The organism is Saccharothrix sp. NBAS 001 (assembly GCF_056640475.1).
The window spans coordinates 7,839,696-7,862,197 of sequence record NZ_CM153251.1 but is presented as its reverse complement, the minus strand read 5'-3'; the positions used below and the strand labels follow the sequence as shown (position 1 = coordinate 7,862,197).

21 protein-coding genes are annotated in these 22,502 nt (G+C 72.6%); 6 read left to right on the top strand and 15 right to left on the bottom strand.

Annotated features, from left to right (window positions below; all coding sequences use genetic code 11):
• The 3 genes from AC0HI0_RS34505 to AC0HI0_RS34495 are packed head-to-tail and all read right to left on the bottom strand — an operon-like array spanning nucleotide 1 to nucleotide 3,726.
• On the bottom strand, nucleotides 1-1,191 hold the full coding sequence (locus AC0HI0_RS34505) for a glycine C-acetyltransferase (protein WP_480927664.1): 1,191 nt from the start codon (nucleotides 1,189-1,191) through the stop codon (nucleotides 1-3).
• Nucleotides 1,192-2,226, bottom strand: a complete 1,035-nt coding sequence (gene tdh, locus AC0HI0_RS34500; RefSeq protein ID WP_480927663.1) for an L-threonine 3-dehydrogenase — start codon at nucleotides 2,224-2,226, stop codon at nucleotides 1,192-1,194.
• Between the two features lie 36 nt (nucleotides 2,227-2,262).
• Nucleotides 2,263-3,726 (bottom strand): SDR family oxidoreductase, encoded by a 1,464-nt coding sequence (locus tag AC0HI0_RS34495; protein ID WP_480927662.1) that lies wholly within the window; start codon nucleotides 3,724-3,726, stop codon nucleotides 2,263-2,265.
• 103 nt (nucleotides 3,727-3,829) lie between these two features.
• Here AC0HI0_RS34495 and AC0HI0_RS34490 point away from each other — a divergent pair, with 103 nt between their 5' ends.
• Nucleotides 3,830-4,303: a macro domain-containing protein gene (locus tag AC0HI0_RS34490; RefSeq protein WP_480927661.1), complete on the top strand. Its 474-nt coding sequence runs from the start codon at nucleotides 3,830-3,832 to the stop codon at nucleotides 4,301-4,303.
• Between the two features lie 35 nt (nucleotides 4,304-4,338).
• Here AC0HI0_RS34490 and AC0HI0_RS34485 read toward each other — a convergent pair whose 3' ends face one another.
• The 3 genes from AC0HI0_RS34485 to AC0HI0_RS34475 all read right to left on the bottom strand — a co-directional run bounded on the left by AC0HI0_RS34485 (nucleotide 4,339) and on the right by AC0HI0_RS34475 (nucleotide 5,673).
• Nucleotides 4,339-4,536: a DUF397 domain-containing protein gene (locus AC0HI0_RS34485; protein ID WP_480927660.1), complete on the bottom strand. Its 198-nt coding sequence runs from the start codon at nucleotides 4,534-4,536 to the stop codon at nucleotides 4,339-4,341.
• Nucleotides 4,537-4,621: 85 nt separating this feature from the next.
• Nucleotides 4,622-4,819, bottom strand: coding sequence for a DUF397 domain-containing protein (locus AC0HI0_RS34480; RefSeq protein WP_480927659.1), 198 nt, complete (start codon nucleotides 4,817-4,819; stop codon nucleotides 4,622-4,624).
• 14 nt (nucleotides 4,820-4,833) lie between these two features.
• A complete protein-coding gene (locus AC0HI0_RS34475) occupies nucleotides 4,834-5,673 on the bottom strand; it encodes a helix-turn-helix domain-containing protein (protein WP_480927658.1) in 840 nt (279 codons plus the stop codon).
• Between the two features lie 174 nt (nucleotides 5,674-5,847).
• Here AC0HI0_RS34475 and AC0HI0_RS34470 point away from each other — a divergent pair, with 174 nt between their 5' ends.
• Nucleotides 5,848-6,063: a hypothetical protein gene (locus AC0HI0_RS34470; RefSeq protein ID WP_480927657.1), complete on the top strand. Its 216-nt coding sequence runs from the start codon at nucleotides 5,848-5,850 to the stop codon at nucleotides 6,061-6,063.
• 10 nt (nucleotides 6,064-6,073) lie between these two features.
• Here the strand turns inward: AC0HI0_RS34470 and AC0HI0_RS34465 are convergent, their stop codons facing one another.
• From AC0HI0_RS34465 to macS, 4 genes are read right to left on the bottom strand one after another with little or no spacing between them, the layout of a single operon-like run.
• The gene (locus tag AC0HI0_RS34465; RefSeq protein ID WP_480927656.1) at nucleotides 6,074-6,622 is read right to left on the bottom strand and encodes a GNAT family N-acetyltransferase; all 549 of its coding nucleotides are present in this window, start codon (nucleotides 6,620-6,622) and stop codon (nucleotides 6,074-6,076) included.
• Between the two features lie 58 nt (nucleotides 6,623-6,680).
• The gene (locus AC0HI0_RS34460) at nucleotides 6,681-7,289 is read right to left on the bottom strand and encodes a DUF1707 SHOCT-like domain-containing protein (protein ID WP_480927655.1); all 609 of its coding nucleotides are present in this window, start codon (nucleotides 7,287-7,289) and stop codon (nucleotides 6,681-6,683) included.
• Nucleotides 7,286-7,939 (bottom strand): response regulator, encoded by a 654-nt coding sequence (locus tag AC0HI0_RS34455; protein WP_480927654.1) that lies wholly within the window; start codon nucleotides 7,937-7,939, stop codon nucleotides 7,286-7,288. The genes AC0HI0_RS34460 and AC0HI0_RS34455 overlap by 4 nt, the downstream gene beginning before the upstream one ends.
• Entirely contained in the window at nucleotides 7,936-9,042 is a 1,107-nt protein-coding gene (macS, locus tag AC0HI0_RS34450; protein ID WP_480927653.1) for a MacS family sensor histidine kinase, read from the bottom strand. The genes AC0HI0_RS34455 and macS overlap by 4 nt, the downstream gene beginning before the upstream one ends.
• Before the next feature lie 204 nt (nucleotides 9,043-9,246).
• Here macS and AC0HI0_RS34445 point away from each other — a divergent pair, with 204 nt between their 5' ends.
• Nucleotides 9,247-10,443, top strand: a complete 1,197-nt coding sequence (locus tag AC0HI0_RS34445; protein WP_480927652.1) for a GGDEF domain-containing protein — start codon at nucleotides 9,247-9,249, stop codon at nucleotides 10,441-10,443.
• Between the two features lie 20 nt (nucleotides 10,444-10,463).
• Here AC0HI0_RS34445 and AC0HI0_RS34440 read toward each other — a convergent pair whose 3' ends face one another.
• On the bottom strand, nucleotides 10,464-11,684 hold the full coding sequence (locus AC0HI0_RS34440; protein WP_480927651.1) for an AI-2E family transporter: 1,221 nt from the start codon (nucleotides 11,682-11,684) through the stop codon (nucleotides 10,464-10,466).
• A gap of 111 nt (nucleotides 11,685-11,795) precedes the next feature.
• Between AC0HI0_RS34440 and AC0HI0_RS34435 the strand changes: the two genes are divergently transcribed.
• The 3 genes from AC0HI0_RS34435 to AC0HI0_RS34425 all read left to right on the top strand — a co-directional run bounded on the left by AC0HI0_RS34435 (nucleotide 11,796) and on the right by AC0HI0_RS34425 (nucleotide 18,807).
• Nucleotides 11,796-13,970 carry a hypothetical protein gene (locus tag AC0HI0_RS34435; protein WP_480927650.1) on the top strand — a complete coding sequence of 725 codons (2,175 nt, stop codon included), beginning with the start codon at nucleotides 11,796-11,798 and terminating at the stop codon, nucleotides 13,968-13,970.
• Between the two features lie 211 nt (nucleotides 13,971-14,181).
• Nucleotides 14,182-14,955: a hypothetical protein gene (locus tag AC0HI0_RS34430; protein WP_480927649.1), complete on the top strand. Its 774-nt coding sequence runs from the start codon at nucleotides 14,182-14,184 to the stop codon at nucleotides 14,953-14,955.
• Between the two features lie 249 nt (nucleotides 14,956-15,204).
• The gene (locus tag AC0HI0_RS34425; protein WP_480927648.1) at nucleotides 15,205-18,807 is read left to right on the top strand and encodes a hypothetical protein; all 3,603 of its coding nucleotides are present in this window, start codon (nucleotides 15,205-15,207) and stop codon (nucleotides 18,805-18,807) included.
• An 85-nt stretch (nucleotides 18,808-18,892) separates the two neighbouring features.
• Here the strand turns inward: AC0HI0_RS34425 and AC0HI0_RS34420 are convergent, their stop codons facing one another.
• The 4 genes from AC0HI0_RS34420 to AC0HI0_RS34405 all read right to left on the bottom strand — a co-directional run bounded on the left by AC0HI0_RS34420 (nucleotide 18,893) and on the right by AC0HI0_RS34405 (nucleotide 22,285).
• Nucleotides 18,893-19,705, bottom strand: a complete 813-nt coding sequence (locus AC0HI0_RS34420) for a GGDEF domain-containing protein (protein WP_480927647.1) — start codon at nucleotides 19,703-19,705, stop codon at nucleotides 18,893-18,895.
• Between the two features lie 103 nt (nucleotides 19,706-19,808).
• A complete protein-coding gene (locus AC0HI0_RS34415) occupies nucleotides 19,809-20,645 on the bottom strand; it encodes an exonuclease domain-containing protein (protein WP_480927646.1) in 837 nt (278 codons plus the stop codon).
• A 19-nt stretch (nucleotides 20,646-20,664) separates the two neighbouring features.
• Nucleotides 20,665-21,228, bottom strand: coding sequence for a TetR/AcrR family transcriptional regulator (locus AC0HI0_RS34410; RefSeq protein WP_480927645.1), 564 nt, complete (start codon nucleotides 21,226-21,228; stop codon nucleotides 20,665-20,667).
• Nucleotides 21,229-21,259: 31 nt separating this feature from the next.
• The gene (locus AC0HI0_RS34405; RefSeq protein ID WP_480927644.1) at nucleotides 21,260-22,285 is read right to left on the bottom strand and encodes an ArsR/SmtB family transcription factor; all 1,026 of its coding nucleotides are present in this window, start codon (nucleotides 22,283-22,285) and stop codon (nucleotides 21,260-21,262) included.
• Between the last annotated feature and the right edge of the window lie 217 nt (nucleotides 22,286-22,502).

Below are 22,502 nucleotides of genomic sequence, written 5' to 3'. Positions count from 1 at the left end.
TCAGCCCGCCTCGCGCATGATCGCGCGTGCGGCGACGAACGCGTCCACCGCCCGGTTCACGTCGTCGGTCGAGTGGGCCGCCGACATCTGGGTGCGGATCCGCGCCTTGCCGTGCGGCACCACCGGGTAGGAGAACCCGATGACGTAGATCCCCTGCTCAAGCAGCAGATCCGCCATCCGGGACGCCTCGGCCGCGTCGCCGATCATCACCGGGATGATCGGGTGCTCGCCGGGCAGCAGGTCGAAGCCCTCGGCGGTCATCCGCTCCCGGAACAGCTTCGTGTTCTCCCGCAACCGGGTGAGCAGCTCGCTGGAGGACCCGAGCAGGTCCAGGGTGGCGATCGCGGCGGCGGTGATCGACGGCGCGAGCGAGTTCGAGAACAGGTACGGCCGCGACCGCTGGCGCAGCATCTCCACGATCTCCGCACGCCCGGAGGTGTAGCCGCCGCTGGCCCCGCCCAGCGCCTTGCCGAGCGTGCCGGTGACGACGTCCACCCGGTCCTGCACGCCGAACAGCTCGGGCGTGCCGCGCCCGGTCGGCCCGGTGAAGCCGACCGCGTGCGAGTCGTCGACCACGACGAGCGCGTCGTAGCGGTCGGCCAGGTCGCAGATCTCGTCCAGCGGGGCCAGGTAGCCGTCCATGGAGAACACGCCGTCGGTGGCGATCAGCCGGTACCGGGCGTCGGCGGCGTCCTTGAGCTGCCGCTCCAGGTCGTCCAGGTCGCGGTTCTTGTAGCGGAAGCGGCGGGCCTTGGACAGCCGCACGCCGTCGATGATCGACGCGTGGTTCAGCTCGTCGGAGATGATCGCGTCCTGCGCGCCGGTCAGCGTCTCGAACAGCCCGCCGTTGGCGTCGAAGCACGAGCTGTACAGGATGGTGTCCTCGGTGCCGAGGAACTCCGAGAGGCGGCGCTCCAGCTCCTTGTGCGGCTCCTGGGTGCCGCAGATGAAGCGCACCGACGCCATGCCGAAGCCCCAGCGGTCCAACCCCTCCTTGGCCGCCGCGACCAGCGTCGGGTGGTCGGCCAGGCCCAGGTAGTTGTTGGCGCAGAAGTTCAGCACCTCGTCGCCCGCGCCGACCCGGACGGCCGCGCTCTGCGGGGTGCCGATCACCCGTTCCGCCTTGTAGAGACCCGCCGAGCGGATCTCGTCCAGGCCGGTACGCAGGTCGTCGCGCATCGCGCCGTACATTCAGTGTGCTCCTGTCCAGTCGAGGATGACCTTGCCGCACTTGCCCTCGCGCGCGGTGGCGAACGCCTCTTCGTGCGCGGTGTGGTCGAACCGGTGCGTGATCACCGGGGTCAGGTCGAGGCCGCGCTGGAGCAGCACGGACATCGAGTACCAGGTCTCGAACATCTCGCGGCCGTAGATCCCCTTGATGTGCAGCATCTTCAGCACGACGCTGCTCCAGTCGACGGCGAACTCCTCGGCGGGCAGGCCCAGGATCGCGATCCGGCCGCCGTGCGCCATGTTGCCGATCATGTCCTGGAGGGCCACGGGCTTGCCGGACATCTCCATGCCGACGTCGAAGCCCTCGGACATGCCCAGTTCGAGCTGCGCGTCCGCGATGGCGTGCTCGGCGACGTTGAGCGCGAGGTCCACGCCGACCTTGCGGGCGATGTCCAGCCGGTGCTCGCTGACGTCGGTGATCACGACGTTGCGCGCGCCCGCGTGCTTGGCGACGGCGGCGGCCATGATGCCGATCGGGCCCGCGCCGGTGATCAGCACGTCCTCGCCGATCACCGGGAAGGACAGCGCGGTGTGCACGGCGTTGCCGAACGGGTCGAAGATCGCGGCCACGTCGAGGTCGACGGGCGTGCGGTGGACCCACGCGTTCTGCTCGGGCAGGACGACGTACTCGGCGAACGCACCGTCGCTGTGCACGCCGAGCCCCCTGGTGTGCGCGCACAGGTGGCGGCGGCCGGCCTTGCAGTTGCGGCACGTGCCGCAGACCAGGTGGCCCTCGCCGCTGACCAGGTCACCGACCTTGACACCGGTCACCGAAGGCCCGGTCTCGACCACCTCGCCGACGAACTCGTGCCCCAGCACGAGGGGCGTCTTGATGTTGTGCGCCGCCCACTCGTCCCACGAGTCGATGTGCAGGTCGGTGCCGCAGATACCGGTGCGCAGGACCCGGACCACCACGTCGGTGGGCCCGGGGGTGGGGTCGGGGACGTCCACGAGGGACAGTCCCGGCCCGGCGGCCGCCTTGACCAGTGCCTTCATGCCGGCAGTGTGCCTCCGTCCCGCTTGTGCAGTCCATCAGGACTTTCTGAACTCGCTTGTAAGCTCCGCTTCACTGGTGATGTTGCGGACCATGCCGCCGAACACCAGACCGTGGAACGGCCAGACGGCCCACCAGTAGAGGTGCCCGGCCAGCCCGCGCGGCACGAAGACGGCGCGCTGGCGGTAGGTGGACCCGCCCTCGCCGTCGTCGGCCACCTGGAGTTCCAGCCACGCCAGACCCGGCACCAGCATCTCCGCGCGCAGCCGCAGCAGGTGCCCCCGCTCGATCTCCTCGACCCGCCACCAGTCCAGCGCCTCGCCCACGTGCAGGCGCCGCGGGTCCCGCCGGCCGCGCCGCAGCCCGACCCCGCCGACGAGCCGGTCCAGCCACCCGCGCACCGCCCAGGCCAGCGGGAACGAGTACCAGCCGTGCTCGCCGCCGATGCCCTCGACCACGGCCCAGAGCCGGTCCGGAGGGGCCTTCGTGCGCTGCTCGCGGACGTCCGCGTAGGACGAGCCGCCCGACCAGTCCGGGTCGGAGGGCAGCGGGTCGGAGGGCGCGCCGGGCAGGGACGCGTTGGACCACCGGGTCTCCACGTCGGCGTCCATGATCTTGGCCAGCGCGAGTTCCACGGCCTGGTCGTAGCCGGTGGTCGGGCCGGGCAGCAGGCGCAGCACGTCGTGCTCGCGGCACACCACCTCGTGCACCAGCGACTCGATCAGCGGTGCGGCGATCGAGCGCGGGACCGGCGTCACCAGGTTCACCCAGTGGGATGACAGTCTCGGCGTCAGGAACGGCACCCCGACGACCTTGCGCGGCAGCAGGCGGGCGACCCGCGCGTACCGCACCATCATGTCCTCGTAGGTCAGCACGTCCGGGCCGCCGATGTCGAACGTGCGGTTGATCCCGTCCGGCAGGCCGACCGATTCGACCAGGTAGCGCAGCACGTCGCGGACCGCGATCGGCTGGATCCGGTTGTGCACCCAGCGCGGGGCGACCATCACCGGCAGGCGTTCGGACAGGTAGCGCAGCATCTCGAAGCTGGCCGACCCGGACCCGATGATGACGGCCGCCTGGAACACCACCGCGGGCACGTCGGAGGCCAGGAAGATGTCCCCGACCTCCTTGCGCGAGGCCAGGTGCGGCGAGAGGTCGGCCCCCGGCGGGTGCAGTCCGCCCAGGTAGACGATCCGCTTGACCCGGGCCTGTTCGGCGGCGCGCGCGGTGTTCTCGGCGGCCTTGCGGTCGGCGTCGGCGAAATCGGAGTTGTTCAGCGAGTGGACGAGGTAGTGCACGACGTCGACGCCGTCGAACGCGGCCGGCAGCGTCGACGCGTCCAGCACGTCGCCCCGGACCACCTCGACGTCGCCGACCCACGGGACGTCCCGGAGCTTCCCGGGATCCCGCACCAGACAGCGGACTTCGTGGCCCTCGGCGAGCAGGCGCGGCACCAGCCGCCCGCCGAGGTACCCGGTCGCTCCTGTGACAAGGCAACGCATCCCCCGATCCTGGGTGCGCGGGCGTCATCGCGCAGAACAGCGCGCCGGCCGGCGCGCCCGAGCGGGACCGGTTTTGTCGGTGGTCGTGGTTACCGTCGTCGGCATGATCCGGTACCTCGACGGTGATGCCACCTCCCCGCAGGCCAAGGGCGTCAAGATCATCGCCCACGTGTGCAACGACCGAGGTGGGTGGGGCAAGGGGTTCGTGGTGGCGATCTCGAAGCGGTGGCCCGGACCGGAGGCCGCGTACCGGAGATGGCACCGGGAACGGGCCTCGAACGACTTCGGGCTGGGCGCGCTGCAACTCGTCCAGGTCGCGGCGGACGTATGGGTGGCCAACATGGTCGGGCAGCACGGGACCAAGACCTCGCGGAGCGTCGGGGTCCCGGTGCGCTACGACGCGATCCGCAGCGCGTTGCGGCTGCTGGCGGGGCGGGCCGTGGAGTTGGGGGCGAGCGTGCACATGCCGCGCATCGGGTGCGGGCTGTCCGGCGGGAAGTGGGCCGTGGTGGAGCCGATGATCGTGGAGGAGTTGGTCGGGCCGGGCGTCGCGGTGACGGTGTACGACCGGGCGTGACGGGTGGGCGGGACGTGCGTCCCGCCCACGTGACGTCAGATCCGTCCGGTTTTGAGTCCGTTGAGGAGTCCGGTGAAGCTCGCCGGTGGGAATGTCAGCGTGGGGCCGGTGCGGTTCTTCGAGTCCCGCAGGCCGACGACGTCAGGCGTGCGGGTGACCTCCACGCAGTTGTTGTTGCCTTCGGTGTAGCCGGCCTTGCGCCAGCGTGTGGTGGGGAAGTCCGGGGCCGGCATGTAGGTGCCCCCTTCGTTACCTCGGTTCGACGGTGTACTACCAGGTGTGACACGTGGGCGGGACGTGCGTCCCGCCCACGTGACGTCAGATCCGTCCGGTTTTGAGTCCGTTGAGCAGCTCGGTGAAGCTCGCCGGTGGGAATGTCAGCGTGGGGCCGGTGCGGTTTTTCGAGTCCCGCAAGGCCACGACGCCGGTCACGTGCGCCACTTCGACGCAGTTGTCGTTGCCTTCGGTGTAGCCGGCCTTGCGCCAGCGTGCGGTGGGGAAGTCCGGGGCCGGCATGGGTGCCCCTTTCGCTACTTGAGTTCGCTGATCCGACAATCCAACATCTTCGCCGATGTCCGGTCGTCCAGGGCCGTCACCCGGAGTCGGTCGAACGCCAACGCGTAGACGTCGGTCTCCTTGGGGTGGTCCAGGTAGTTGGCGTCGGTCAGACCTTCGAGGTACGCGATTGACAGCGCCGGGATGTTCAAGCGCAGCAACGTGAACGGCGTGCCGACGGCGTGGTGCTCGCCCTGTTCCAACGGCAGCACTTGCAACGTCACGTGCGGCAGGTCGACCAGTTCGCGCAACCGTTCCAACTGGGCTCGGAACACCTCGGCACCGCCGATCGGGCGCAGCAGCGCGGGTTCCGCGATGACGAGCCAGAAGTCTGGCGGGTTGTCGGACGTGAGAAGGGCTTGGCGCGCCGCACGCTCGCGTGCCGCGTTGGCCACCTCGGAGGGCGGCGTGGTGAGCGACATCGAGAGCAGCGCCCGCGCGTAGTCCTCGGTCTGGACCGTGCCCGGCAACATCGTCTCGTAGAACATCTTGATCTCCGAAGCGTGGGCTTCGAGGACCTTGTACGTGTCGCCCCAGGCGGGGGTGCGTCCGCCGCCGGTGCGGATGCGGGCGATCGCGCCGAACTCGTGCAGCTTGGCGGCTTCGGGCTCGGTGACGCCGTACGCCTCCAGGAGTCCGGTCAGCTCCTCCTCGGTCAGCCGCACGGTTCCGGCTTCGAGCTTGCTGACCTTGCCGACGCCGTACCAGCCGAACCGCTGCGCGATCTCGGTCGGGGTCACGCCGGCGCGCTCCCGGAGGCTGCGCAGGAAGATGCCGAGCACGACGCGGTAGGTCGTCGCTGCCGGTGACGTCATGCCGTGGTCCTCACGTGTCGGCGGATCCGCTACATCCTGCCGCCTCGACGCGCCCGGACTCGCAGCAGCACTTTCACCCGTTTGGTTACCCGTGATTCGCCAATTTACTCGCTAGCATCCACCAAACAGAGGTAATCAAACGAGTAACTTACTCAATTTCCCGGGAGTGTTTCCATGATCGACATCTCGAAGCCCGAACTCTGGACCGCCGCCGACTTCGACGACGACGTGCGCATCGCCCACCAGACCGGCGCGGACTGGGCCAAGTTCACCTTCCCCGGTGGACAGGTCGAACTGACCTTCAGCACCGGAGCCCTGGTCAAGATGATCAGCGCCGGTCAGGAGGCGCTGGACGCGATGCGGGAACACGCGGCGTCCCGCACCCGGTGAACCGGTGCGTTCAACGCACGGCCGGGAACGGGTGGGCTGTCGCGAACTCCGGCGCGGTCAGGCCCATCAGGACCACGTCGTGGTGCCGTCCCGCGAAGAACTCGTGGTCGCGCAGCAGGCCCTCGTGCCGGAACCCGAGCTTTTCGTGCAACGCGACCGACGCCGTGTTGAACGCGTGTACCGACACCGCGCACTTGTGCAGCCGTCGCTCGCCGAACATGTACGTCAGCAGCAGCACCACGGCCTCCGCCGCGTACCCGCGCCGCTGGTGCTCCCGGCCGATCCCGATCCCGTACGAGAACCGCCCGGCCCGCACGTCCACCGCCGACGTGGACAGCGCGCCGACCACCTCCCCACCGGCCTCGATCGCCAGTTGGAAGACGTCCTGGTCCTCGCGCAGCGCCTGCGCCCCGGCCCACGCCCGGTACCCCGCAGCGGATCGGGGCGGGTACACCGCGTCTACGTCCCGCATGTCCGACACGTGCGCGTCGAACCGCCGGAACGCCGCCCAGTCCTCCGGCTCGATCGCCCGCAGCCGGACCTTCTCCCCAGTCCACATCCCGCGATCGAAGCAGGCGGGCGCCGCTCCGGGCGACTCTGTTCCCGTCGCCGGCGCGTCACACCTGCCCGAACCACTTGCCCTTCGTCTTGATCTCCAGCGAACCGCCGGTCACGTTGCCGCGCAGCACGAAGTGCGGTCGGCCGCCGGTCCCGCCGACCTTGTCCTTCAGCGAGCCCGCCGACAGTTGCACGCCGTCCGCGTCCACCGACGCGCCCTGCGGCAGCACCAGCTTCACCGAACCGGCCATCACGTCCAGCTCGATGTCCACCACGGCGTGCGCGATGGTCGCCTCGCGGAAGTCCAGGTCCGTCGAGCCCAGCCGGTTGCGGACCACCATCGTGCGCGGCACCACCCACGACCCCTTGCGGCGCACGGTGGAGAACGTCGACTTCAGCTCCACCTGCTTGTCCGCCGGGAAGGCGGCCGTCGCGCCCCAGGTCGACGCCTGCACCGCCGCGAACTGCTGCTGCTCGGTGTTCACCAGCCCGGTCAGGTCGAGCAGCACCACGTTGAGGTCTTCGCGGGTCCGCGCGGCCAGCGCCTTGTCGGACCGCTCGGTGAACTCGTCCAGCGTGATCAGCCCGCGCCCGACGGCCTTCTGCAACAGCTCCACCACGTGCTCGCGCTCGGCGTCGGACACCCGCCACTGCCTCGGATCCGTCATGTCCCCTCCGGTTCGACGTCGAGTCCGTGCTCGATGGCGTAGCGCGCCAGCTCGACACGGTTGTGCAGTTGCAGCTTCCGCAGGGTGGACTGCACGTGGTTCTCCACGGTGCGGTGCGAGATGACCAGCCGGTTCGCGATCTGGCGGGCGGTCAGGCCCTTCGCCACCAGCCTGAGCACCTCGGTCTCCCGGTCGGTGAGCTGCGGTTTGTCCTCGTCGGGCGTGGCCGCCATCCGCCGGTACTCGCCGAGCACCAGGCCGGCCAGGCCCGCCGTGAACACGGCGTCGCCGGCGGCCGTCCGGTTCACCGCCTCGACCAGCTCGTCGGCCGACGCCGACTTCACCAGGTACCCGGACGCGCCGGCCTTCACGGCCTCCAGCACGTCGTCGTGCTCGCCGCTCGCGGACAGCACCAGCACCCTGGTGTCGGTCAGCGAACCGGTGATCATCGTGGTCGCCTCGACCCCGGACTGCTCGCCCAGGTTGAGGTCCATCAACACCACGTCGGGCCGCACGGCGCGCGCGATGCGCACCGCCGACGCCGCGTCGCCCGCGGTCGCGACCACCTCGAACCCGCGTTCGGCCAGGTCCCGCGCGACACCGTCACGCCACAGCGGGTGGTCGTCGACCACCATCACGGACACGCTCATCGGTAGACCCGCACCTCCCACTCCGTGCCCTCCCCCGGGCCGGTCTGCAACTCCAGCGTGCCACGCAGCGCCTCGACCCGGCCCCGGATCGACTGGGCGATGCCCATGCGGCCCTCCGCCTCGGCCGACGCCAACCGCCCGTCCGGGATGCCGGGGCCGTCGTCGCGCACGCTGAGCACGACCTCCTCGCCCAGATCCTCCAGCAGCACCCACGCCTTCGCGCCGGCGGCGTGCTTGTCCACATTGGACAGCGCCTCGCGGACCACCGCGGTCAGCTCGAACGCCGTCCCGGCGGGCAGCATCACCTGGGTGGCCGGAGTGGACACCTGCACGCGCGGCGTGGCCAGCAGTTGCAGCGCGGGCCGCAGGTCCGCGTCACCGTCCACTGTCGACTCGGTCGGCGCGGCGGCCACCAGCGAGCGCAGCGCCACCTCCTGCTCGCCCGCGAGTTCGGCCAGCTCGGCGGCCTCACCGCCCAGCTCCAGGCCGCGCTTGCGGACCCGGGCGAGGACCTGGAGCACGCCGTCGTGGATGGACCGGGCGAGGCGCTCGCGCTCGGCCGTCGCCGCCTCGGTCCGCAACGCCTGCGACAGCCGCACGGACGCCCGCCGGGCGGTGCTCGACGCCATGCCGACGACCAGGCCCGCGCCCGCCAGCAGCACCACGTCGCGCACCAGGTCGACGGTGAGCGCGCCCCGGTTCAGGTAGGTGCTCAGGCCGACCACCAGGCCCGCCATCGCACCCGCGACCTGCCCGCCGAGCGCGCCCGCGGCCACCGCCGGGACGCACGCCCAGATGGTCGTGATGAGCGGGACGTTGTAGAGGAACTGGGTGTCGGTCATGATCAACGACGACAGGGACATCAACCCGCACACGACGGCCAGGTCCGCGGACACCACCCACGGCCGCCGGCCGCACTCCCGGCTGTACGCCTGGATCGTGAACACCGACCAGGCCGCCATCGCCCCGATCACCGTCCAGGCGAGCCACGGTCGGGCGTAGGTGCTGTGGTGCACGATCGCGTTGCCCAGGGCGAACAGGAACGTCACGATGCGTAGCGCGACGGTTCCCCGCCAGAGGTGCGCGACGGGGTCCTCGGTCACCGATGGACCCGCCTGGGCGACATGTGTGTGCACGGCGTGCTCCCTTCACCCCTGATTTTGCCGTGTCGGAGTGGCGTGGCTAACCCCCAGGTGGCCGTCTGTTCCGTAACAACCATGTGTGGAAGGCTGGCCAGCATTACTGGGTGTGACTTTCCGGGGACACCGCGCCATTCGACTCCAACGACGCCGGGGGGTGCGCTGAGCGTGCGAGAGTGGCCACTGTGGACGCTGAAGCGGTCCGCGCTGGCCTACTGGCTGCTCATCGACGCCCTCGCCCTCGCGGTGGTTGTGTACGTAATCGCCGCGTCCCCGCAGCCCGACCACGACGAGGTCGCCCGGTTCGGCGCGATCGCCGGCACCGCCGGGGCGGTGATCATCGGCAGTTCGATCTACAGCCACCGGATGGGCGAGTCGGAGCGCAACCCGTGGGCCGCGCACCTGTGCTACCTCACCGCCGGCGTGATCGCCCTGCCGTGCAACCTGCTGGTCCTGCTGCTGTTCGGGCCCGCGCTGCACGGCGTGCTGGGCCAGCGCCCCGAATCGCACCGCTGGGTGTTCACGCTGTCCGCGACCGCCCTCGCCGTGTTCGCCACCCGGTACCTGATCGGCTGGAACGACCCCACCCGGGACCTGGCGCTGACGGTGCTCGGCGGGGCCGTGCTGCTGGTGGTGCGGGCGTCGGTGATCGCGCTCGGCCTGAAGCTGCGCAGCCCGCGCTCGACGGCGGAGGAGGTCGTCGGCGAGCCGATCGACGCCGTGCTGGGGATCGTCGCGGTGAGCATCGGCGGCCTGATGGGTTTCGTGGCGACCGCCACCCCGGTGCACGCCCTGATGGCCGCCGCGCCGATGGCCCTGCTGGAACGCGCGGCCCAGCTGCCGCACTGGCGCAGGTCCGCGCAGCGGGACGCGAAGACCGGCCTGGCCAACGCCGTGCACTGGGACGGTCGCGCGCGCTACGAGCTGTCCAAGGCCCGTTCGCACAGCCGGCCGATGGCCGTGATGCTGCTCGACCTGGACCACTTCAAGCGGGTCAACGACCGGATCGGGCACCTGGCGGGCGATGCGGCGCTGAGCGCGATCGCGGTGCTGCTGTCCGGCACGGTCCGGCGCGGCGACCTGGTCGGGCGGTTCGGCGGTGAGGAGTTCGTCGTGCTGCTGCCCGACGCCGAACCCGCGATCGCCCGGTCCGTGGCGCAGCGGGTCCGGCACGCGGTGGCGGACCTGGCCGTGACCACGGTCGGCACGGACGGCCGGGAGCACCTGCTCACCGGGCTGACCGTGAGCATCGGCGTGGCGACCACCCAGCGGTTCGGCTACGAGCTGCCGGACCTGCTGGTCGCCGCCGACTCCGCGCTGCTGGCCGCGAAGGGCTTCGGCCGCAACCTGGTGGAGATGGCCTAAGCCGTCCTCCGGGCCGGCCATCAGTCCTTCTTCTCTTCGTCCTTCTCCGCGCCGGCCGCGTCCTGGCCGTCGTCTTCCGCGGTGTCATCGTCGTCGCCGTCGTCGACGCGGTCCCCGCCGGTGTCCGGCGGGCCGCTCTCCTGGGGTTCGAGGACGTCCACGCTCTTGGGCGCGACCGCCTTGTCCGCGTCGGAGAGCAGCGAGCGGATGCCCGAGTTCAGCACCGCCAGCAGCGGCACGGACAGCAGCGCGCCGGAGATCCCGCCCACGACCAACCCGGCGGTGATCGCCAGCACCACGGCCAGCGGGTGCAGCTTCACCGCGCGGCCCAGCAGCAGCGGCTGGAGCACGTGGCTCTCCAGCTGCATCACGCCGATCAGGATGGCCAGCACGACCAGCGCCGCCACCGGCCCGACCGCGACCAGCGCCACCAGGACCGACACCGCGCCGGTGATCACCGCGCCGATGATCGGGATGAACGCGCCGAGGAACACCAGCGCGGACAGCGGCACCACCAGCGGCACGCCGACGATCCACAGGCCGATGCCGACGCCGACCGCGTCGACCACCGCCACCAGCGCGGTCGCCCGCACGTAGGAGACCAGCGAGGCGAACCCGCGCCGCCCGGCCACGTCCGCCCGGTCGCGCACGTCCGTCGGCACCGCGCGGACCAGGAACCGCCAGATCCCGTCGCCGTCGTGCAGGAAGAAGATCAGCGTGAACAGCGCCAGCAGCAGCCCGGTCAGCAGCTCGCCCACGGTCGCCGCCGTGGTCAGCGCGCTGGAGGTGATCTGCGCCTGGTTGTCCTTCACCGTCTGCAGCGCCTTGTCCAGGTACTGCTGCAACTGGAGGTCGCTCAGGTGCAGGTCGTCGTGCAGCCAGCCGCGGATGGTGTCGATGCTCGCGCTGATCTGCTTCTGCAGCTCCGGCAGGCCGTTGGAGAACTCGGTGATGACGAACGTCAGCACCCCGCCCACCACGGCGATCCCGCTGATCAGCACCAGGCCGGTGGCCAGGCCGCGCGGCACGCCGACGCGCACCAGCGCCGCCACGGCCGGCGACAGCAGCGCCGCGAGCAGCAGCGCGATCCCGGCCGGGATCACGATGGTGGTCAAGTACCCGACCACCATGCCGACCACGTACAGCGCGGCGACCACCGCGACGAACCGCCAGCTCAACGCCGCGCTGATCCTCAACAGCCGCGGCACCCGGGCACTGATCTCCGACTCGCTCCCCGTCACACGATCACCGTAGCCCGCGTTTCGTTTCCGCACGTCGAACAAACCGACAACATGGCCGCGAGTTGACCGAAACGCTGGTCACACCGGTCGCCCGGATGATCGGATCGGCTGGTGACCGACGCCGAGGAGTTGATCCGCGCCGCCTTCGCGGCGGGCCGCCGGATCCGGTTCGACGCCAAGACCCCCCGACCGGACCGGACGGTGCGCGGCGAGGTGCTCTCGGCGCTGCTGGTCGAGCGGATCCCCGGCGCCGCGCTGAGGCTGGTCGGCGCGCACGTGGTGGGCCTGTTCGCGCTGGAGGGCACGCGGGTCGAGCACGTCGTGGACTTCCTCGACTGCACCTTCGAGCAGCCGCCGGACCTGCGGATGGCGCACCTGGTCGGGCTGCGGATGCGCGGCTGCAAGGTGCCCGGCCTGTGGGGCCGCAACCTGCGCGTCGCCAGCGACCTGGTGCTGGAGGCCGGGTTCACCAGCGACGGCGTGGTCGACCTGACCGACGCCACCGTCGACGGCACGTTCCGGCTGGCCGGCGCGGTGCTGCGGAGCAAGGGCGACCACGCGCTGCTGGCCGCGCGGATCCGGCTGTCCGGCTCGATGCAGGCCATCGCGCTGCGCGCGGGCGGCGAGGTGCGGCTGCGCGGCGCGAACATCGGCGGCTCGGTGCACCTGGGCGGCGCGCGGCTGGTCAACCCCGGCCAGAACGCCCTCGACGCCTCCGGCGTCACGATCGCGGGCAACCTGTTCTGCGACGCCGAGGGCGGGCGGTTCACCACCGAGGGCCGGATCCTGCTCGACGGCGCGCGGGTCGGCGGCAACGTGGTGTTCTCCGGCGCGCGGCTGCGGGCCAGCGTGGTCGACCGGCCGGTCCTGGTGATCCCGCGCGGCACCGCCGACGAGTCCGCCGCGCTGGTCGCCGACCGGATCCGGGTGGAGGGCAACGTCGAGCTGGACGACGGGTTCACCTCCAGCGGCACGGTCCGGCTGCCCAACGCGGAGGTCGGCGGCTACCTGCGGCTGTCCGGCGCGGCCATCGGGCAGCAGGAGGTCGTGGAGGAGCTGGAGGCCCGCGAGATCGTGGACCGCATCCCGGTGGCGTTGCACGCCGACGGCATCCAGGTGCGCGGCGACCTCGAAGCGCGTGGTGCGGTCAACGGCGGGTTCCAGGGTGATGGGGCGCGCGAGTCGGCGTTGCGCGCTTACGGGCAGGTGCGACTCGTGGACGCGTACGTGAAGGGCAGCGCGAGCCTCTCGGGCGTCCAACTGCACGGGCCGGGCATCGACGTCCTGTTCGCCGACAGGCTGCGCGTGGGCGGCACCTTGTTCTTACGCGACCTGCGGGCGAAAGGGTCGTTGCGGCTGCAGAACGCGGAGATCGGTTCGACCCTCGACTGCTCGGGCGCGTCGCTGCTGTCGCCGCGCCGGCGCGTGAACGGGACGCTCAAGCCCTCGTTGGACGCGCGGGTCGCCACGATCGGCAAGGACTTCCTGTGCAGCCACGGGTTCACCGCCGAGGGCGGCGTGCGGATCAGGTTGGCGGAGGTCGGCAAGATGGCCACGTTCACCGGGGCGCGGCTGGGCGGTCCGAACTCCGAGATCGCGCTCAACGCGTACGGGCTGACCGTGCAGCAGCTCGTGCTGCGGCTGTCCGAGGACACCATCCCGGTCGGCCGCGTGGTGCTGCGGCGGGTGAGCGCGACGGCCGTGCACGACGGTCCGGCGCTGTGGGCGGCGACCGGCGGTGTGGACGTGGAGGATTTCACGTTCGCCTCCATTTCTTCGACGCCGCCGGTGGACGTGCGCACGCGGTTGCGTTGGCTGCGCGAGGTGCAACCGGACTTCGCGCCGGGGCCTTACGAGCAGTTGGCGAACGTCTACCGCGACGGCGGCGAGGAAGAACTCGCGCAGCACGTCCAACTGGAGAAGCAGCACCGGCGGTACTCCGAGCTGGGCCGGGCCGGGCGGGTGTGGGGTTTCCTCCAGCGCTGGACCGTGGGCTACGGCTACCGGCCGTGGCTGGCGATCGCCTGGCTGACGGCGTTCTGGCTGGTGGGGGCGCTGTGGTTCCTCGGCCACGAGATGCCGAACCTGAACAAGGACGAGTCGCCCACGTGGAACCCGTGGCTGCTCTCGGTGGACCTGCTGATCCCGATCGTGGACCTGGGTCAGGACGGCAAGTGGAAGTTCAGCGGGGCCTCGCAGTGGCTGTCCAGCGCGCTGATCGCGGTCGGCTGGATCCTCGCCTCGACGGCGGCGGCGGGCGCGGCCCGGGTGCTGAAGAGGGTCTGACCAGTGTCAAACACGCAGAGTCAACCCTGACAACACTCTGTGTTGATCACACGATCCGGGGAACCCGCCGGCGAAGGGGTGCGGGCCGCCCTCGCCGGCTGGCACGCTCGACGGCGTCGGCTTGATCACCTTCGATCCTCCGTGTCGACACACTCATGGCGTTCAGGTGGAGGTACCAGTGTTGTCGTCGGCCGGTCGAGCGGGTTCGGGGGTGCGCCGCGCCAAGCGGTTGCTCTCCCGTGCGCTGCTCGTCGCCGGCGGCACGCTGGCTGGCACTGCCGCCGCGTGGGCGCTCTCCACCGCACCGGCCTCCGCACAGGTGGCCGATCCCGACGACGTGGTCGCCGCCGTCACGCAGGTCGTGGCGGACCGACCCGCACCCGAGGCCCTCGCACCGGTCGGCGAGATCGTGCAGGGCCTCGACACCTCGTTGCTCGCCCGGCGGGCGAGCGAGGCGACCCAGCCCGACCTGGGCCGCGTCGCGGAGGACCTCCGCGCCGCGGTGGACCAGGTGGGCGCCTGGTTCGAGCCGAACCTGCCCGCGCCGACCGCGCCGGTCCGCGCCGGGGCCCCTTCGGGCCGCCCGGTGGAGACCGAGGTCCAGCGCGTCGAGCCCGCTCCCGCTGCCACCGCCGTGCCGACTCCGGTCGACACCCCGGTGGTGCGGGGGCCGTTCGGCAGGTTCAGCGAGACCTGGGCGTCCGCGCCGGTGCAGCCGCTCGACGTGCTGTCCGACGAAACCCCGCACTACTCCCAGCCGGGAGACCCCGCCGGACTGCCGTTCGTCCCGTTCGCGCCGCCACTTGGGGTGCCGGCGCACTGTTCGTGTGGCGGCGACGGTTCCGGCTCCGCAGGCGGCAACAGCGGCCCGTTCACGGCCGAGTCCGCCGACACCTTCGATTCCGCTGTGGCACGGGCACTGCTGCCCGCCACCGAGCGGAACACCGTGATGCCCGGCAAGTCGCCCGGCATCACCCCTGACTGATTTCCGCGCGCGGTCCGCGACGGCTCACCAGCCGTCCCGGTAGTCGACCGTCGCGCGTCCTCGCGCACCTCTGAAACACCGGTCGACCAGCCGCGCCACCACCCCCCGATCCGGGTGGTCGCCTCCTGACGCGGTGCAACGCGTCCGACCACCCTTCACCTCCCGCAAGGGACATTGGCAGAAGGAGAACCCATGCAAACCTGGGCCAAGCGCGGTATCCAATCCGCACTTGTCACGGGTGGTTTGCTGATGCTCGGTACGGGCATCGCTTCAGCCCAGGAGAACGTCAACCCCGACGCGCCGCCCCCGCACCTGGACGCGCTGCTCCAGATGCCGTTGAAGGTCGACGACAACAACCTGGGCACTCCGGCCGGCCACCGCGCGCCGGAGATCGACCGGGAGATCGGCGCCCGCAGCGTGAACGGCGCTCCGCTCAACCCCCTGGTCCGCAACGGGCAGTACCGCTCCATCCCGCTCGACGCCTCGCCGCTCGCCCGGGGCCACCGGGCCGACCTCGACGTCGTCTCGCCCGCCCAGCTGTGCGCCGCCGCGTTCGCACCCGGCGGTGACGCCGCGTCGCTGAGCACCTGCGAGCACGCCGCCGGGAAGACCGGCGGGTTCCGCTCGGACGGCTCGATCGCGGGCCGGGAGTTCGCCGTGCCGGAGACCGAGCTGGGCGACCTCCCGGACACCGCCGTCGCGGTGCCGGGCGGCGACCTGCTCGCCGACACCATCGCGAAGCTGCGCGCCCAAGCCGGCGACGTGGCCCTGCCCACCACCGGCCGGACGCCGGTGGCCGGGCAGCGGTCGCTGCCCGCCGAGACCGGCCCGGCCTCCGCCGAGAGCACCTACTCCGGCCCGGAGGCCAACGGCCACCGAGGCACCGGCACCGGGAGCGTGGCCGGCACCGTCGCCGGCCTCCCGCTGACCGCGCCCACCGCGCTCGCCCCCTCGACCGGCGGCACGCCCGCGCCGACCGCCGGCGACGTGCAGGCACCCACCGGGGGCACGACCGCCCCCGCGCAGCCCGACCCGACCACCGCCACCCAGCCCACCGACCCGACCGGTGACACGGCCGTGCCCACCCAGACCGCGCCCGCCCAGACGGCGCCCAGCCAGACCGCTCCCGCGCAGACTGCTCCCGCGCAGACTGCTCCCGCGCAGACTGCTCCCGCGCAGACCGCTCCCGCGCAGACCGCGCCCGTCCAGACCGGCCAAGGAGGGGAGGACGCGCAGGCACCCGCCAAGGGCGTCGACCCGACCGCGCTCGGCAACCCGGCCACCCTCCCGGTGAACCTGCCGGTGGCCGGCAGCGGCGTGGGCGGCCTCCGGGGCACGCCCTCGGGCCGGTTGCTCGACACCCCGACGAGCCGTCGGGCCCTGATCGACCACACCCGCACGACGCTGTCCGGCCACGACCTGGTCGCCCCGCCGAACGGCACGGTCGACGTGTGCGGCAAGGGCGTCCCGGACGGCCTCGTCTCTTCCCTCGACTGCGAGCAAGGCGCGGACTCGACCTCCGGCGGTTACACCGGTACCACCGGCCACGACGGGGTCGTTCCCGGCAGCCTCGGCAAGGTCCCGGCGGGCACTCCCGCCTCGGGCCTGGCCAACGAGGTCGGCGCCGTGGGCGACGCGTCCCGGAACACCACCGAGGACAAGGTGATCAAGACCGGCGGTCCCGCCACGACACGGGACGACAACAGCACTGCTCTCGGCAACGCGGTCACCGCGCCCACGGCGCTCGGCCGCTCCGCCCCCGCCGCGCCCGGCCGCCAGTCGTTCAACGACGCGGCCCGCCAGGCGTTCGGCGACCCGGTCCGGCAGGCCGGCGCGACCGGCAAGCTCGGCGCGGTGGTCGGCGACATCTTCGAGACCGCCACGTCGGGTCCGGGGCACGCTTCCGGCGACACCGCGGTGCTGCTCGGCACCGGCGTCTCGGACGTGACCGGCGGGTTCGTCCCGCACGCGGGCGTCCCGGCGACCGGCGAGCCGGGCGCGCGCAGCCTGGCCCTGCCGGCCGAGGCGCCCACCGCGCTGGGCTCCTACGGCGGCGGCGGCGAGCACCCGGCCGCCGACCAGTTCCAGTCCGTCGCCCGAGGGGTGGTCGTGACCTCGGGCAACCGCGACTCGGTGGTCGGCGACGGGGCGGCCGGGCAGCGCGCCCTGCCGGTCCAGCCGTTCACCGAGACGGTGACCGACACCGCCGGCGCGGGCGTGGTGCCCGACAGCGCGGCCTCCGAGGTCCTGGCCTCGGTGCCCGCGCACCTCCAGCCGGCCGCCCTGGGCGACCCGGCGACGGCCGCCGGCGTGACCGACTCGCTCGCCACGCCGGACCTGGCGAACCTGCCGGTGATCCACGACGTGCCGACGGGCGTGGTGGACAGCGCGACGGCGGCGCTGCTGGCCCGCGCGGCGGAGCTGGCCGCCGACCCGGTCGCGGCCCAGGCCGCCGCCGACGAGGCCGCCCGCACCGCCGAACTCCAGGGCGTCGACCTGCCCCGCAGCATCGACAGCCTGATGGAGTCGACCGACCTGCCGACGTTGAGCAGCCTCGACCGGCTGCGCTCGTTCGGCAGCCTGGACCGGATGTCCGACCTGGGCGTGACCCGCTTCCTGGCGGACCCGGCCCGGTTGGCGGACCCGGCCGTGCTGGCCAACCCGGCGGCCCTGGTCGGCCGGGGCGCGCTGACCGACACCGTCCAGCTGCCCAAGCTGACCGACCCGCGCGGGCTGCCGCTCAACCAGCTGCCCGACCCGGTCGGGCTGGGCGGCCTGCCGACGGGTGTCGTGCCCGCGCCGCGCAACGTCCTGCCGCAGGTGCCGGGCCTGGCCAACGCGGGCCTGCCCGACGTGTCCTCGATGACCGACACCGTCCAGCTGCCCAAGCTGCCGGTCGACCTCCCGCTGAACCACCTGCCGCTCAACGACCTGCCCGACCCGACCCGGTTCGACGGCCTGCCCGAGACCCGGGTGGCCACGCCCGACGACGTGACGACCGAGTTCGCGGTGCCCGCCTTCGCGGCACCCGCGCTGCCCGCCGTCCCGGCGGTCCCGGACGCCGGCAACCCGCCGCGCATCGGCGGGGTGCCGGACGTGTCGTCGCTGGTCGACGTGCGCGGCCTGCGCCGCGTGGCGGCCACGGTCAACCGGCAGCTCGACTCGCTCCAGGGCCCGGAGGGGCTGGGCCGCGTGCAGTCCGGCCTGAGCCACGTCCAGGGTCCGGAGGGGCTGGGCCGCGCGGACCTCACGCCGTACGTCGACTACGCGCAGGGCCCGGAGGGCCTGGGCCGGCTCGACCGCGCCGAAGGTCTCGGGCGCGTGGACGAGGGCCTGGCGCGTGCGCAGGGCCCGGAAGGCATCAAGCGGCTGGACCGCATCGAGCGCGCGGGTGCCCGTGAGCTGGTCAACGGCCTGGCCGACCGGCTGTTCCACGCCGCCGCGACCGCCGAGCTGCCCCAGCTGAAGTCCGGTGTGCCGGTGCCGTCGCTGGTCGAGGAGCGCTCGTTCTCCGGCACGTTGCCGCTGGTCGGCGACGCGGCCGGGCTGCCGCACCTGCCCCGGCTCGGTGCCCGGGGCCAGCAGCGCCGGCTGCCCACGTCCCAGCTCGGCGTGCCGCAGCTGGCCGCGCCGCACGGCCTGCCGATCGTGCTGCCGCTGCCGGGTGTCGCCCAGCCGCGCCAGATCACGCCGGACCTGCCCCCGCTATCGGTGGCCAGGCCGCAGTTCAACCGGGTGAGCGGGGTCGGCGTGCCGAACCCGCTGGCCCCGGAGCGCGCGCACTCGCCGGCGATGGCCGGGCTGCACGCGTTCGACGCGATGGAGGACACGGCGATCCTGCCGCGGATCTGATCGACCGCCGCGCCACCCGCAGCTGAGCCCCTGGCACCCGGAGCCAGGGGCTCAGCCCTGTTCCGGGGTCGATCACCCTCCGGGTTCAGTGCCGGAGGCGGTCCTCTACGTGGGTGACGACCGCGTGGGTGGGGGCGTCACCGTCGCTGGTCACCCAGCACACCCGGACGCCGGGCCGGAGCCGCCGCCCGGCGATCCGCACCGCCCGCCCGGCCAGCTCGCGCACCCTGGCCGCGACCGCCTCGCCGCTGCCGTTCGGGTGTTCCGCGACCACCGCGAACTCGTCGCCGCCGAACCGGGCCACCGTGTAGTCGTCGCGCAGGCCCTCGCGCAGCCGGCCCGCGATCACCGCCAGCACCTCGTCGCCGCGCTGGAAACCGTGCTCCCGGTTCACCGCGGCGAGCTGGTGCACGTCGACCAGGACCAGCGACGCCAGCGTGCCGTGGGTCCGGGCCCTGGTCAGCGCCTGGTCCAGCCGGTCGAGCAGCAGCGCCCGGCCGGGCAGCCCGGTCAGCGCGTCGAGCATCCGGGCCGAGTGCGGCACGTCCGCCTGCACCGGCCGGAGCACCACCAGGACCTGTCCGCGCAGCTCCAGCGGGTGGTACTCGGCCCAGACCCGGGCGTGCGCCAGCACCTCCGGGATGACCAGCGGGGCGCCGGTGCGCAGCACCTGCTCGGCCAGCTCGGCGCACGAGGGCAGCGGCGCGCCCGAGGCGTCCCACGCCTCGGTCCGGCGGAAACCGGGCAGCGCGGCGCACGACACGCCCATCATCGAGCCCGCGACCCGGTTGCCCGCGAGCACCGCGCCGGTCTCGTCCAGCAGCAGCACCCCGAACGGGAGTCCGGAGACGAGGTCGTCCCACACGGCACGGGAAGAAGTGGTCTGCACGGTGCTCATAGGACTCGTGCCTTCCGCCGGATGGAGGCTGTTCGTCAAGAGCCTCCCCGCAGGTCGCGGCGTTTTCAATAGCCCCGACGCCACCCGGTCCGGTGATCTTTTCTCACCGGTGTAACGAAACCACCATCGATTGGAAGTCCCCCTCCGACACGATCGGCACGCGGTAGGCCCGCGCGCGCCGGGCCTTGCCGGACAGCGTGAACGGGTCGGCCGCCACCAGGACCCGGGTCGACCGGGTGACGTAGCCCTGGCTGACCAGACCGGCGGCGTGCGCGCGGGAGATCCAGACGTCGCGCGGCTCGGTCATCTGGCCGGTGAACACCACCAGGTCGCCCCGGTTCAGCGGCACGTCCGGCGCGGTCCGCACGACGGTCGCGTGCCCGCGCCGGACCTCGGCCACGTCGTCGCCGGGCAGGCGCGGCCACGGCACGGTCGGCCCGTCCAGCCGCCCGTCGCGCAGGTAGTGCGCGAGCAGCCGGCCGGTGGCGCGCGCGTCGTGCAGGGCGGAGTGCGCGTCGTCCAGGACGACGCCCGCCGCGTCGCAGCACGCTTGCAAGGAGCGCTTCGCGCCGGGCAGGAACAGGGCGGCCAGGCGCATCGTGCACAGGCCGTCCACCGCGAGGTCGACGCCCAGCCGGCCGAACTCGGCGGCCAGGAACCGCGCGTCGAACGCCAGGTTGTGCGCCACCAGCACCCTCCCGGCCAGCAGCCGCGCGAGCGTCCCGGCGACCTGCGCGAACGTCGGCGCGTCCCACACGTCGGCGGCGCTGATCCGGTGCACGTGCTGCGGCCCGAGGTCCCGGCCGGGGTTCAGCAGCGTGCACCACTCGCCGGCGGGCCGGCCGAGGTCGTCCAGCAGCACCACCGCGATCTCCACGACCCGGTCCGAACGCCCCGCCGCGAACCCGGTCGTCTCGACGTCGACCACGGCATACCCCATGATCGACAGACCTTATCGATCACGGCCACCCGCGCAGCGCCCGGAGCGTGAGATCGACGACCGTGTCGGAGAACGTCCCGGTCAACGGGCCCGTGCGCAGCAACCACCGCTGGTACACCGGGCCCAGCAGCAGTTCCACCGCGGCGGGCACGTCCACGTCGCCGCGGATCTCCCCGGCCCGCTGCGCGGCGGTCAGGCGTTGCTCCATGACCACCCGGCGGGGCGTGAGCAGGAGCGTGACGAGGTCCGTGCGCGCCTCGTGCACGAGGACCCGGCACACCTGGTCGAACCGCCGCTCGACCAGTTCGTCGATCGCGTCGCGCAGCTCGGCCTTGAGGTCGTCGCCCAGCTCGCCCCACGGCCGCACGGCCCGTCCCGACGCGCTCAGCTCGACGAACGCGTCGAACAGCAGCGGTCCCTTGGACGGCCACCACCGGTAGATGGTCTGCTTGCCCACCCCGGCGCGGGCCGCCACGGCCTCGATGGTCAACTTCGCATACCCCAGCGTTTCGACCAGCTCCAGGGCGGCGGCGAGGATGGCCCGCCTCGAACGGTCGCTCCGCCGCGCCGCGTCGGGTGCCATCCCTTGATCGTATGCGCCGTTTTGCGGCCGTTCACATCTCTTGAGCCGAGCCATTCGGGTACACCGGTGATCCGACCGGGGACGGATCCGGTGCCGCGGTCCAGCGGTGGGCCAGCAGGGTCAGGCCGGTCGGGGTGCAGGTGTGCAGGACGGCCTTGCCGTGCCGGCGGCTGGTGATCAGGCCGGCGTTGCGCAGCACGGTGGCGTGCTCGGAGGCCGAGGACTTGCCGATCCCCACCTCGCGGGCGATGTCGCCGGTGGTGAGCGTGCCGGTGAGCACGGACAGCACGTGCGCCCTGGTGAAGCCGAGCAGGGCGATGAGCGGGTCGTCGGCCGGCGCGGCCATCATCTGCGGCAGGCCGCACAGCGCCGGGTACAGCAGGAGCGTCGGGCCGCCGGGTTGCGGCGCGATGAGCGGGCGGCCGGTCCAGATCATCGACGGCAGCAGCCTGATCCCGCGACCGTCCGGCACCAGGTCGAGGTCGCGCGGGTGCGGGACCTCCAGGACGGTGTCGTGCCAGCGCAGCCCCACCCAGTCGGCGAGCACCTGCCGCGCGCCCAGGCCCGCCAGCTGCCGGGTGCGCCAGGCGCGTTCCAGCCGGAAACCGGAGGCCACCAGGTCCCAGCGGGGGCGCAGCACGCTCTCGTGGGCGGTGCGCAGGGACCGGTGCAGGGTCCGCCACGCGCGGCGGTCGTGGGCCAGCAGGTCGCGGGTCCACGGGCTGGGGCTCGGCCGCGAGTCGAGCACCTTGTGCAGTTCGGCCTCGACGACCGGGCGCGGCGCGGTCATGACCTGGTCCAGCCCGTGGTCGAGGTCGGGGGTGGGCGGGTCGAGGAACAGCGGGCCGTTCGCGGCGGCGGGCATGATCTCCATCAGCAGCCGGGCGGGCGCGGGCAGTTCCGGGCGCAGCCGCCGGCGCCAGTCGTGCAGCTCCGGGCGGGCGCCGTCGTCGCGTTGCAGCGTGGCGAGCGCCAGCGACAGCTCCATCAGCGGCGCGGGCTCCTCGGCGAAGGTCACGTCCAGCAGGTCTGCCGGTGTGAAGTGGACGCGCAGCACGGTTCCCCCTCCCGGCCGGACCGCCCGCCCGGTTCGGCCCTGGCCGAATCCATGGTGCGCACCCCGGCGGCGGGGCCACCATGGAACGGGTCGGATTCATCCGAACGGTCACCGGGTCGGGGGCCGCGGATCCGTCCGGTCGGCCCTGGGGGTGTCGACCGGACGGGTCTGCGGCCGGTGCGCCGGGCGGTTCGTCGGTGCGGCGCGGGAGGCCGGG